Origin of the sequence: Actinoallomurus purpureus (genome assembly GCF_024055795.1) — a bacterium.
Taxonomy (GTDB): domain Bacteria; phylum Actinomycetota; class Actinomycetes; order Streptosporangiales; family Streptosporangiaceae; genus Actinoallomurus; species Actinoallomurus purpureus.
On record NZ_JAMXMY010000006.1, the window covers coordinates 26,770 to 39,550 of the forward strand.

The window sequence follows — 12,781 nt, forward strand, 5'->3', positions numbered from 1 at the left end:
CCTTCGGAGTGGTGCGACCCGGGCGTGTCGCGCGGACGGGTGCCGGGCCGCCGGGGACTCTCTACAGACCGCTCTCGGGGTCGCGGTCGTTGGACGGGCGCCAGGCGAGCAGCCGGCGTTCGAGCACCGTGAGCAGGAATTCGGCGGCCAGCGCCATCACCGCGACCAGCACGGTGCCGGCGTAGACCCCATTCGGGTTGAAGTTGCCCTTCGCCTGGTTGATGAGCAGGCCCAGGCCGTGCTGGGCGCCGATGATCTCGCCGACGACCGCGCCGATGAGGGCGAAGCCGAAGGCGACGTGGAGGCTGGCGATGATCCATGTGAACGCGGAGGGGACGACGACCTGGGTCGTCACCTTCCACGGCGAGGCACCAAGGATCCGTGCGTTGGCGATCAGGTTCCGGTCGACCTCACGGGTGCCCTGGAAGGCGTTGAAGAACACCACGAAGAACACCAGGACGACGGCGGTCGCCACCTTGCCGGGAATCGCGAGGCCGAACCACAGCGCGAAGATCGCTGCGAGCACGATCCGGGGAATGGAATTGAAGAGCTTGATGAACGGGCCGAAGATCGCGGCCAGGATCCGCACCCTGCCGAGTGCGACGCCGAGCACGATGCCCGCCACCGAGCCGATCAGGAAGCCGAGGAGGGCCTCCTCCAGCGTCACCTCGAACTGCTGCCAGATGGACCCGACCTCGGTGCCGTGCTCGAACCAGTCGACCAGCTGCTTCCACACGCCGGACGGCTGCCCGTACAGGAAGGTGTCGATCCACTTCTGGCGCGCGGCCAGTTCCCAGCTCCCCAGCACGGCGACGACCAGCACCGCCTGGATGGACAGGATCGTCGCGCGGCCGCGCAGTCGGCGTCTCCTCGCCGTCACGGCCGTCGGCGAGTCGTGGGGCGCCGCTTCTTGCGCGGCGGACACCGCCGTCATGTTCTGCTCGCTCATGCGACCTCCTTCGTCGGAGGAGTGACCGGGCGCGCTGTGCTTTTGATTCGCTCGCTCATGCCGCCTCACCGGCCGTCCGCGAGTAGGCCGCCCGCACCTCGTCACGCAGCGAGTTCCAGATCCGCTCGTAGAGCGCGACGAACCGCGGCTCGAACTTGATCTCCTGGACGCGACGCGGGCGGGGGAGTTCGATGGGGAAGACGTCCTTGACCCTGCCGGGGCCGACGGTGAGGACGACGACCTTGTCGGCCAGCGCGATGGCCTCTTCGAGGTCGTGCGTGACGAACACGACCGAAGGCCGGGTCAGCTCCCACAGGTCGAGCAGCTCGTCCGACATGATCTGCCGGGTCTGCACGTCGAGGGCGGAGAACGGTTCGTCCATCAGCAGGATCCGTGGCTCGTTGATCAGCGTCTGGGCGAGCGCGACGCGCTTGCGCATGCCGCCGGACAGCTGGTGCGGGTAGTGGTCCTCGAACCCCGACAACCCGACCCGTCGCAGCCAGTCTCGTGACCGGTCGATCGCCTCGCGCTTGGCCGCCCCTCGGAACAGCGGCCCGGCCGCCACATTGGTGAGCACCGACTTCCAGGGGAAGACGGCGTCCTGCTGGAACATGAAGCCCACCCGCCGGTCGATCCCGCTGACCGGCCTCCCATCGATCGTCACCGTTCCCGTGCTCGCCTCCTCGAGGCCGGAGATGAGCGAGAGGGTGGTGGACTTACCGCAGCCGGTGGGGCCGACCACGGCGCAGAACTCGCCAGGCGCGACCGTGAGATCGATGTCGCGCAGTGCGGTGTAGGTGGAACCATCCGGAGTCCGGAATCTCTTGGTGGCGCCACGCAGCTCGATCGGCGGCGTGGCCTCGGACTGGGTCATGGGACTCTCCCCGCGTTCGTGTTGCGGAGACGTTAAGGAGCCCTCACGCTGCGGGGCGACCCTTCTGTTCGTTGTGGCGGATCTTCGGCTTTTTCGTGGTTTTGAGCGTTTTGCTTATCGCTTGAATCGGGCAAATAGGACGTTTCATTCGTGTTGCTTGGCATACTCGTCCCATGTGGCCCGCGCCTGGCCGGAAACTGTCCACCCGCATCCTGACCAGCCAGCTCACCATCCTGGCCGCGAGCATGCTGGTCGGTTTCGGGCTGTTCGCTCACGAAGAGCGGGCGAAGCTGGACGAGCAGTACCGCCGGCGGGCTCTCGCGATCGCCCAGACGACGGCGGGCACCCCGGAGATCCAGGCGGCGATGGAGTACGGCGGAGCCGGCGACCTGGTGCAGAGCACCGCCGAGCGGATGCGCAAGGCCTCCGGCGCCGGCTACATCGTGGTGCTCGACCTCCAGTCGGTCCGGCACTCCCATCCCAACCCGGCCCTGGTCGGAAAGCCGGTCGCGGAACCGCTCATCGCGGCCGACGGGGGCGGCCACACCGGCATCGACCACGGCAGTCTCTGCCGTTCCGCGAACGGCAAGGCCCCGCTGTACGGACCGTCCGGCGCCCTCGTCGGCGAGGTGTCCGCCGGGATCTGCGAGCGCGCCGTCTCCAGCACGCTGTGGAGTGAGCTCCCCGCGTTCGGCCTGTGGCTGGGCATCGCGCTGGCCTTGGGCGCCGGCGCGTCGTACGTGCTCGCGTGGCGGCTGAAGCGCCGCACGTTCGGGCTCGAGCTGGAGGAGATCGCCACGCTCCTGCAGGAGCGCGAGGCCATGTTGCACGGGATCAAGGAGGGCGTGATCGGCTTCGACCGCGCCGAGCGGATCACCATCGTGAACGACGAGGCCCGGCGGCTGCTCGGGCTCGGCGCGTCGGCGGTCGGGCGCCGCCTGGAGGAGGTCGTACCGCCTGGGCGGCTACGCGACGTCCTGGCCGGTGCGGACGACGGTGCCGACGCGTCCGTACTCACCGACGAGCACTACCTGACGGTCAACCGCCGGCCGGTACGCCTGCGCGGCCGGGAACTGGGCGCCGTGGTGACACTGCGGGACCGCACCGAGCTGTCGGGCCTGCTACGCGAGTTGGACGGTGTGCGCGCCCTGACCGACGCGCTCCGGGCCCAGCAGCACGAGTTCTCCAACCGCATGCACACCGTCGCCGGGCTGCTGGAACTCGGCGACCATGACGAGGCGATCGCCTACCTCACCACCGCGCAGGGCGCGGAGGCGGCGCTGTCGGAGTCGGTGCGGGAGCGCATCGCGAACCCGTTGGTGGTCGGTCTGATCCTGGCGAAGTCCGTGGTCGCCGCCGAGCGCGGCGTCACGCTGACGCTCACTGAGGATTCCTGGCTGGGAGAGTCTCCCTCGCACGTCCAGGCGGTGCTCACCATCCTCGGCAACCTCGTGGACAACGCCATCGACGCCGCCGGGAGGCCCCGGCCGGGAGCGTCGGCGGCGCGCCCCGCCGAGGTGACCGTGCGGCTCACCGACGGTGACGGCATCACGATGGCCGTCTCCGACACCGGGCCGGGTATCCCGCCCGGTTACGCCGATCTGATCTTCACCGACGGGTACAGCACCAAGCACACCGATCACGGCGGCACGGACGACGCGAGGCGAGCGTTCGAGGTGCGCCGTCGAGGGCTCGGCCTGGCCATCGTCCACCGGCTCGTCCGCCGGATCGGCGGCAGAATCCGCGTCGGCGAGGGGCCGGGGGCCACATTCACGGTGCGATTGCCCGACTCCACGTGGCCCCACCCGGCCGGCGAGCGCCGCGCGCCCGGTCCCCCGCCGCACGAGAAGGAGACGATCTGATGATCGGTGTGCTGGTCGCCGATGACGACTTCCACGTCGCCAAGATCCACACGAAGTACGTCGAGCGCGTCCCGGGGTTCTCGGTTCTCGGGCAGGCGCACAGCGCCGCCGACGCGCTCACCGCCGTCGCCGAACTGCACCCCGATCTGGTGCTGCTCGACATCTACCTGCCGGATGACAACGGCCTGAACGTCATCCGGCGGGTGCTCGACCAAGCGGCCCGCGATGACGGTTCCGCGCCGCCGGACTTCATCGTGATCAGCTCGGCCCGCGACGTGGCGAGCGTGCGGCGGGCCATGCAGCTCGGAACCGTGCACTATCTGGTCAAGCCCTTCGGCTTCGCGGCACTGCGGGAGCGGCTGACGGCGTACGAGGAACTCCACACTCGGCTCACCACGCTGGACGACCAGACCGCCGATCAGGCGGATGTCGACGCGCTGTACGGCCTGCTCCGCGGGCCCACGGCCCTTCCGTCGAGCCTGCCGAAGGGGCATTCGGCGCCGACGCTGCAACACGTCCGGGACGCCGTACGGTCGGCGCCTGGGGACATGTCGGCCGCCGAGGTCGCCGCGCTCGTGGGCATCAGCCGCCCGACCGCCCAGCGGTATCTCGCCTACCTGGCGCGGCACGGCGTCGTCGACCTGCGGCTCCGCTACGGCATCACCGGTCGGCCGGAGCATCGCTACAGCGCCGCCGCTCGCTGACGTTCACCGTCATCGCGGCGCAGCCGTGGTCCGAGCCGGCTGTCTTATGATCGATGCGTTATGACGCACATCGTGTGGGACTGGAACGGCACGCTCTTCGACGACCTCGACGCCATCGTGGACGCCACCAACGAGATCTTCCTCTCGTACGGCCTGGCGACGATGGATCTGGAGGGGTTCCGATCGATCTACACGCGCCCGATCTGGGCCTGCTACGAGCGCATGTTGGGCCGCTCGCTGGAGGACGGGGAGTGGGTGCGGCTCGACGCGGCGTTTCACGACTCCTACCACCGGCTGATGGAGCGCTGCCGGCTCGCGGCGGACGCCCGGCACGCGATCGACGCCCTCGCCGACGCCGGGCACACCCAGTCCCTGCTGTCGATGTGGCACCACGACCGGCTGACCGTCGCGGTGCGCGAGCACGGCATCGGTGAGATCTTCCGCCGGGTCGACGGCCTGCGGCCGGAGGAGGCCGGCGGGCCGAAGGCGGAGTTCATGGTGCGGCACCTGGCCGCGCTGGGGATCGACCCGGCCGAGGTGGTGGCGATCGGGGACAGCGTCGACGACGCGGCGGCCGCCCGTCACGCGGGGGCGCGCGCGATCCTGTACACCGGGGGCATGCAGGCGAGGGCGGATCTCGACCGCTTCGGGGTACCGGTCGTGGACCGGCTCACTGAGATCTCGGCGTACATTTGACCTGCAGAATGGGTGTTTTGTCGCGTTGACGGCGTCGTGCGAGGATGCACAGTGCGATCCTCACGAGGGATCGTGACCACGGTCCCTATCCGGGATCCTCATGACGACGCTGTCACGAACTGCGGGGAGGCCTCTCATGGACGCTGTCACGAACGTACCGGTCCCCGTGAACGAGCCGGTCAAGGCGTATGCCCCCGGCGGTCAGGACCGGACCGGCCTCGAGGCGAAGATCAAGGAACTCGCCGGCGAGCAGATCGACCTCACGATGACGATCGGGGGCGAGCGGCGGCTCGGCGGCGGACGGCCCATCGACACGGTGCAGCCGCACAAGCACCAGCACGTCCTCGGACAGGCACGGGAGGCCACCGACGACGACGTGCGCGCGGCCATCGAGGCCGCGCGGCAGGCCGCGCCGGCCTGGCGGGCGCTGTCGTTCGACGACCGGGCCGCCATCTTCCTGAAGGCCGCCGACCTGCTGGCCGGCCCGTGGCGGAACACGCTGAACGCCGCGACCATCCTCGGCCAGTCCAAGTCGGTGCAGCAGGCTGAGATCGACGCGGCATGCGAGCTGATCGACTTCCTGCGCTTCAACGTCGCCTTCGCCCGCGAACTGCTCACCCAGCAGCCGATCTCCTCGCCCGGCGTGTGGAACCGCCTGGAGTACCGGCCGCTCGAGGGCTTCGTCACCGCGATCACGCCGTTCAACTTCACGGCGATCGCCGGCAACCTGCCCACCTCCGTCGCGCTCATGGGCAACGTCGTCCTGTGGAAGCCCTCGCCGACGCAGCAGTTCGCCGCGCACTTCACGATGCGCCTGCTGGAGGAGGCCGGCCTGCCGCCCGGCGTCATCAACCTGGTCACCGGCAACGGCGAGGCGATCTCGGGCGTCGCGCTGCGCCACCCCGACCTGGCGGGCATCCACTTCACCGGCTCGACCGCGACCTTCCAGCACCTGTGGCGCACCGTCGGCGAGAACATCACCGGCTACCGGGCCTACCCCCGGCTCGTCGGTGAGACCGGCGGCAAGGACTTCGTCGTCGCCCACCCGTCGGCCGACCCGCGGGTGCTCGCGACGGCGCTGGTCCGCGGCGCGTTCGAGTACCAGGGCCAGAAGTGCTCCGCGGCGTCGCGGGCGTACGTCCCGCGCTCGGTGTGGAACACCATGCGCGACGACTTCCTCGCCACGGTCGAGTCCCTGACCGTGGGGAACGTCGCCGAGGACCTGTCGGCCTTCATGGGCGCCGTGATCGACGACCGGGCGTTCGCCAAGCACCGGGCCGCGATCGAGCGCGCCCGGTCCCACGACGGCATCGACATCCTCGTCGGCGGCGGCCTCGACGACTCCGAGGGCTACTTCGTCCAGCCGACGGTGCTGCTGAGCGGCGACCCGGAGGACGAGATCTTCACCAAGGAGTACTTCGGCCCGATCCTCGGCGTGCACGTCTACGACGACGCCGACTACGACACCGTGCTCACCCAGATGGAGAGCGCCGCGCCGTACGGCCTGACCGGGGCGGTCATCGCCCAGGACCGCCGGGCCATCGCGGAGGCGTCGGAGAAGCTGCGGTTCGCCGCCGGCAACTTCTACGTCAACGACAAGCCGACCGGCGCGGTGGTCGGCCAGCAGCCGTTCGGCGGCGCGCGCGCGAGCGGCACCAACGACAAGGCCGGCTCGATCTTCAACCTGATCCGGTGGGTGAACACCCGGTCGATCAAGGAGACGTTCGTGCCGCCGACCGACCATCGGTACCCCCACATGGGGTGATCGCCTCGGCTCCCCCCGGCCGGTAACGTTCGTTTCGTATGGGCCATGGCATAGCCTGTGAACAGGCAGAATGCGTGGCACGCCTACGGCAGACCGGGGGGCTGTGTGGGGCGTCTGACGTCATCGGCCGTCGTCCTCATCTGCGCGGCGGCGGCCGGGTTCGCGGTCAAGGTGCTCACCACCGAGGCCGATTCGCGTCCCGCCCGCGTCGTCGACGCGGAGGGGGACGCCGACTTGGGCCGCCTCTCGCTCAACGCCGATCCGCGGCTGGTCCCCCTGACCGGTGACCGGCTCGTCCCGGGAAGGCGCGCCGGGTACAGCTTCAGCGTGACCAACGCCGGTCCGGACACCATCCGGCACGTCGTCGCCCGCAGCGTCAAGGTCGCCGCCCCCGGCACGGGCGACCGGCTGGCCGTCGTGTCCGTCAGCGACCCGGCGTGCTGGGGGATCGGCCGGGTCGAGTGCATCTTCCAGCAACTCGCCCCAGGGGAGACGCGGACCGTGCGCGTCGTCGTGGACACCCCGGCGGACCGGCCGCCGCGCGGCCGGATGGTGATCCACACGTTCATGGGCCGGTTCACCGAGCCCGTCGGCGGGACCATCCCAATGGAGGTGCTCGGCGAGATCAGGGCGACGACGGGCCGGTTCCCCTGACCCCGCGGGCCTGCGAGCGGCGCGCCGGCCCGATGACGGGGTCGCACCCGTCGTGAACAGCCGGGTTTGCGCGGACGGGCCGCAGCCTCCACGATTGACCGGCGAGTCGACCGGCTCGACGGCCGAGACGCGAGGCTTCCCCGGTGCACGTCCGGTGGTGCCCGTCGGCCGTGCTCGCGGGGAGCTACGTGCAGGAGACCGCCATGCCTCGTCTGGTGCTGTGGAACATCGATCACACGCTGGTCGACGTCGGCAAGGTGACCCGGGAGGCGTACGCCGAGGCCTTCGAGCGCGTGACCGGGCGGCCGCTCGTCCGCCTCGCCGCGACCGCAGGTCGCACCGAGTCGGAGATCATCTTCGAGACCCTGGCGTTCAACGACGTGGTGACCACCGAGGACCACCTGCCGGCGTTCATATCCGCGCTGGCCGACGCGTTCACGGCGCGCAAGGGCGCGGTCCGCAAGGAGGGGCGGGTGCTGCCCGGCGCCCGTGAGGCCCTCACGGCGGTGAGCCGGCTGCGCGACGTGGTCCAGTCGGTGCTGACGGGCTCCATTCAGCCGAACGCCATCACCAAGCTCAAGGCGCTCGGCCTGGACAAGCACCTCGACTTCGAGGTCGGCGGCTACGGCTCGGAGACCTACCCCAAGGCCGCTCTGGTCGAGCTGGCCCGCACCCGCGCGGGGGAGAGGTACGGCGGCGTGATCGCCGAGGCGGCCACCGTGCTCGTGGCCGACTCCCCACGCGACGTGCAGGCGGCGCGGATCGCCCACGCGAAGACGATCGCGGTGGCGACCGGCACGGCCACCGAGGCGGAGCTGCGCGGCGCGGGAGCGGACGTGGTCCTGCCGACCCTCGCCGAGACCGACGACGTCGTCGCCGCGATTCAGGACCTCACGCGGGCACCGCGCGCCTGACGGCGCCACGCCCTTGACGGCATCCCGCGCCTGACGGCATCCCGTGTCTGACGGCATCCCGCGCCGGACGGCGGCGAACGCCTGGGGCGACCCGGCATTGCGGTCGGTGGTCACCGCCGTGAATGCTGGGTGCCACGAGACTGTGAGGAGGCGCGCCGTGTCCATTGCCGAGGGTGACCTGCTGTGGGAACCGTCCGAGGAGGTCCGAGGGACCGCCCGTGTCGCCCGGTTCATGCGTGAACGCGGGTTCGGTTCCCATGACGAGCTGTGGCGCTGGTCCGTCACCGAGGTCGACGCCTTCTGGGACGCGATCTGGACCTACTTCGGCGTGCTGGGCGACCGCGGCGACGGGCCGGTGCTGGAGCGGGCGGAGATGCCGGGCGCCCGTTGGTTCCCCGGCGCGACGCTCAACCACGCGCGCAACATGCTGCGGCGACACGAGGAGGATCCGGACGCCACGGCGGTGGTGTTCCGCACGGAGGCCGACGACGGTTCCGGCGGCCCGCGCCGCTCGCGGACGCTGACCTACGCGGAGCTCGCCGCCGAGGTCGCCGAGGTCCGTGCCGGGCTGCGAGCGCTCGGCGTCGGCCGGGGGGACCGCGTGGCGGCGTACGTTCCGAACATCCCCGAGGCGCTGGTCGCCTTCCTCGCGACCGCGTCCCTCGGCGCGATCTGGTCGTCGTGCTCGCCGGACTTCGGGGCGCCGAGCGTGATCGACCGGTTCGCCCAGATCGAGCCGAAGGTCCTGATCGCGGTGGACGGCTACGCCTACAACGGCAGGCGGTTCGACCGGTCGGCGATGGTGCGGGACATCCAGGCGTCCCTGCCCACGCTGGAGGCCACGGTCACGATCCCGTACCTCGATCTGGAGACCGGGCCGATCGGCTCGGGCGAGGGCAGGGCGATCCGCTACGCCGACCTGCGGCGCGCCGGTGAGCCTCTGGGCTTCGAGGAGGTGCCCTTCGACCATCCGCTGTGGATCCTGTACTCCTCGGGCACCACGGGCCTTCCCAAGCCCATCGTGCACGGGCACGGCGGCATCGTCCTCGAGCACCTCAAGGCCCTCGCCTTCCACCAGGACCTCGGCCCCGGCGACGTCTTCTTCTGGTACACGACGACCGGCTGGATGATGTGGAACTACCTCATCGGCGGCCTGCTCGTCGGCGCGACGATCGTGCTGTACGACGGCGCCCCCGGCGGCGACACGCTGTGGCGGCTGGCCGCCGAGACCGGGGTCACCTATTTCGGGGTCGGCGCGCCGTACGTCCTGGCGTCGATGAAGGCGGGTCTGGAACCCGGCCGGACCCACGACCTGTCCCGGATCCGCGGGATCGGCTCGACCGGTTCGCCGCTGCCGCCGGAGGGCTTCGGCTGGCTGCATGACCATGTCGGGCGCGATCTGCTCGTCGGCTCGTTCTCCGGGGGCACCGACGTGGCGACCGGGTTCGTCGGGCCGTGCCCGCTGCTGCCGTTGCGCGCCGGCGTCATCCAGTGCCGGGGGCTCGGCGCGAAGGTCGAGGCGTACGACGAGAAGGGCGAGCCGGTCGTCGGCGAGGTCGGGGAACTGGTGCTCACCGAACCGATGCCGTCGATGCCGATCTACTTCTGGAACGACGAGGACGGCGACCGGTATCGCGACTCGTACTTCGGGGTGTACCCCGGCGTGTGGCGCCACGGCGACTGGATCAAGATCCTGCCCGACGGCGGATGCGTGATCTACGGGCGGTCCGACTCGACCCTCAACCGCGGGGGCGTACGGATGGGCACCGCCGACTTCTACCGCGTCGTCGAGGGGTTCGAGGAGATCGCCGACTCCCTGGTCGTCGACACCGGGCAGCTGGGGAAGGAGGGCCGGCTGCTGCTGTACGTCCAGCTCGCCGAGGGCGTCTCCCTGTCCGACGACCTGGTCGGGCGGATCCGTTCCGCTCTGCGGTCGACGTTGTCCCCCCGCCACGTCCCCGACGAGATCCGGGTGGTGCCGGGCGTGCCGCGCACGCTGTCCGGTAAGAAGCTCGAGGTTCCAGTCCGTAAGATCTTGCTCGGCGCGCCTATCGACAAGGCGGCGAATCCGGACGCGATGGCCAATCCGGAAGTGCTGCGGCACTTCACTCCGGATTCCTGACCCGGGTCGGGCGCGTCTCCAGTACGGGACATGTCCGTCACCCGGCGCGGCCTTCTCTGGGCTCGCGGCGTCGGTGGGGGATATGTTCGGCAGATGCGGTTCGTCGCCCGTGCCCTGATCGGTGGGCCGGCGGGGGAGTGATCTTCCCTGGCAGCCCGGTCGAACCAGGGGGACGTCGACCGCATCTCAACCGATATGCCCGGCCGTGGGGACGGTCGGCGGGGACCAACGGAAGGGATGCGGTCGGCCATGGACCGGACTGCGGCGGACCAGAATGCGATCCCCCTGCAGCCAGGTGATCCTCGGCGGCTGGGGGCGTACGAGCTCATCGGACGGTTGGGGAGGGGCGGCCAGGGCGCCGTCTTCCTCGGCACGTCGCCTGAGGGCGCCCACGTCGCGATCAAGCTCCTCCACCCCGAACTGGCCCAGGACGCCACGGCGCGGTCCCGCTTCGAGCGCGAGGTGAGCGCCGCCAAGCGGGTAGCGCGGTTCTGCACCGCGCAGGTGCTGGACGCCGACGTCGACGGCGAGCGGCCCTACATCGTCAGTGAGTACGTCCCCGGCCGGTCGCTGTACGACCTGGTCAAGGAGAGCGGTCCGCTCAGCGGCGCCCGGCTGGAGCGGCTGGCGATCGGCACGGCCACCGCGCTCGTCGCCATCCACCAGGCGGGGGTCGTACACCGGGATCTCAAGCCGCACAACGTGCTGATCGGGCCCGACGGCCCGCGGGTCATCGACTTCGGCATCGCGCGGGCGCTGGACACGACCGCGACGGTTTCCAGCCGGGTCGTGGGCACGCCCGCCTACATGGCCCCCGAGCAGATCCGCGGCGAGACGGTCGGACCGGCCACCGACGTCTTCGCCTGGGCCGGCACGATCGTGTTCGCGGCCACCGGAACCCCGGCGTTCGGCAGTGACGCGATCTCGGTGGTGGTCAGCCGTATCCTGCTCGAGCAGCCCCGGCTCGGCGACCTGCCCGCCCCGATCCGCGCGCTCGTCGCCGGATGCCTGCAGAAGGACCCCGAAGAACGGCTCACGGCCGACGCCCTCCTGCTGCGCCTGCTCGGCGGCGGCGCGGCGGCTCGGCCACAGGAGCCCGCCACCGAACTGCTCCCGCCGGTCCCCATGTCGGTCGACGCGGGTCCCGCGACGGTCCCCGCCGACCTGCTCCAGCACGCCGCCACGATGGCGGCGCAGCGGACGCCGCCCACCGGCACGGTCCTGGCGGGGACACCGCACCCCGGGACCACGGCGGCGGCGCACAAGACCCCCGTCGGGGCTCCCAAGACTCCCGTCGGGGCTCCCAAGACCCCCGTCGGGCGCCCTCAGACGCCGGCTGGGGGCCACACGACGCCGGTGGGCCGGACCATGCCCGCCGGGGGGTACACGATGCCCGCCCCGGCCCGTACGGTGCCCGTCGCGGCGGACCGGACGCCCCTGCTCCCGCCGGTCCCGGAGGATCGGACGTCGCCGGTCCTTCCGCCCGTGCCCGGCGCCGCACCGGGGCCCGCCCGCTGGTCGGCGCTGTCGCGAGGCCGCCGGGCGCTCGCCGCCGCCGGTGCGGCGTTCGTCGCGGCGGCGGCGGTCGTCAGTGCGATCGTCCTGACCTCCCACGCGGACGACCGCTCGGGCCAGAACACCGGGTACACCCCTCAGGGCACCCAGAGCCACGTCTCACCGTCCGAGGGCGGGCAGAAGCACCAGGGGGTGCCCAACGGTTCGCGGTCCTCGTCGCGGCCCCAGCGAACGTCCACGCCGACGGACTCCCCCACGCCCACTTACTCGCCGACGCCGACTCACTCGCCCACGCCGACTCACTCGCCGACGCCGACTCACTCGATCACCCCGACACCCTCCACCACGCCGACGCCCGCGACGAGCCCGAGCACCGGGGGCGGCGGGGGTACGACGCCCGGCTCGGGAAGCGGTGGTGGATCGGGATCGGGCTCCGGAGGCGGCAGCGGATCGAGCTCCGGCAAGTCCGGGTCCACCGGCGGGGGAACGGGCTCCCACACCGCACCGGACGCCCACTCCGGGGCGACGACCAGCACCGGAGGCCGGTGATCCGGTCCCGTCGAGTCGGATAATTTCGGTTTTCGCGTTAACCTGGCCGCCGTGAGCACAACACCACAACGGCGTGGTGCGGCCGCGTCCGGTTCCGGCGTGTCCGGACACGGTTCCGGCGTGCCCGGGCGTAGCTTCGTAATCCTTCCGCGAAAACACGTCCGCCCACTGGAGACG

General features: G+C 71.1%; 10 protein-coding genes. 8 read left to right on the forward strand and 2 right to left on the reverse strand.

Going from position 1 to position 12,781, the window contains the following annotated elements:
* Window positions 1-61: 61 nt before the first annotated feature.
* Both NE236_RS13240 and NE236_RS13245 read right to left on the reverse strand, forming a co-directional pair.
* Window positions 62-949, reverse strand: coding sequence for an ABC transporter permease (locus NE236_RS13240; RefSeq protein ID WP_252842233.1), 888 nt, complete (start codon window positions 947-949; stop codon window positions 62-64).
* A 55-nt stretch (window positions 950-1,004) separates the two neighbouring features.
* Entirely contained in the window at window positions 1,005-1,823 is an 819-nt protein-coding gene (locus NE236_RS13245) for an ABC transporter ATP-binding protein (protein WP_252842234.1), read from the reverse strand.
* A gap of 173 nt (window positions 1,824-1,996) precedes the next feature.
* Between NE236_RS13245 and NE236_RS13250 the strand changes: the two genes are divergently transcribed.
* The 8 genes from NE236_RS13250 (at window position 1,997) to NE236_RS13285 (ending at window position 12,604) form a co-directional block, all read left to right on the forward strand.
* Complete coding sequence (locus tag NE236_RS13250) at window positions 1,997-3,685, forward strand: ATP-binding protein (protein WP_289850342.1); 1,689 nt, start codon at window positions 1,997-1,999, stop codon at window positions 3,683-3,685.
* A complete protein-coding gene (locus tag NE236_RS13255) occupies window positions 3,685-4,389 on the forward strand; it encodes a response regulator (protein WP_252842235.1) in 705 nt (234 codons plus the stop codon). The genes NE236_RS13250 and NE236_RS13255 overlap by 1 nt, the downstream gene beginning before the upstream one ends.
* A gap of 60 nt (window positions 4,390-4,449) precedes the next feature.
* Complete coding sequence (locus tag NE236_RS13260; protein ID WP_252842236.1) at window positions 4,450-5,085, forward strand: HAD family hydrolase; 636 nt, start codon at window positions 4,450-4,452, stop codon at window positions 5,083-5,085.
* A 136-nt stretch (window positions 5,086-5,221) separates the two neighbouring features.
* Entirely contained in the window at window positions 5,222-6,850 is a 1,629-nt protein-coding gene (gene pruA, locus NE236_RS13265; RefSeq protein WP_252842237.1) for an L-glutamate gamma-semialdehyde dehydrogenase, read from the forward strand.
* Between the two features lie 57 nt (window positions 6,851-6,907).
* On the forward strand, window positions 6,908-7,504 hold the full coding sequence (locus tag NE236_RS13270) for a methane monooxygenase/ammonia monooxygenase subunit B (protein WP_252842238.1): 597 nt from the start codon (window positions 6,908-6,910) through the stop codon (window positions 7,502-7,504).
* A gap of 203 nt (window positions 7,505-7,707) precedes the next feature.
* Complete coding sequence (locus NE236_RS13275; protein ID WP_252842239.1) at window positions 7,708-8,418, forward strand: HAD family hydrolase; 711 nt, start codon at window positions 7,708-7,710, stop codon at window positions 8,416-8,418.
* Between the two features lie 157 nt (window positions 8,419-8,575).
* Entirely contained in the window at window positions 8,576-10,540 is a 1,965-nt protein-coding gene (locus NE236_RS13280; RefSeq protein ID WP_252842240.1) for an acetoacetate--CoA ligase, read from the forward strand.
* A 249-nt stretch (window positions 10,541-10,789) separates the two neighbouring features.
* Window positions 10,790-12,604 carry a serine/threonine-protein kinase gene (locus NE236_RS13285; RefSeq protein ID WP_252842241.1) on the forward strand — a complete coding sequence of 605 codons (1,815 nt, stop codon included), beginning with the start codon at window positions 10,790-10,792 and terminating at the stop codon, window positions 12,602-12,604.
* Window positions 12,605-12,781 lie beyond the last annotated feature (177 nt).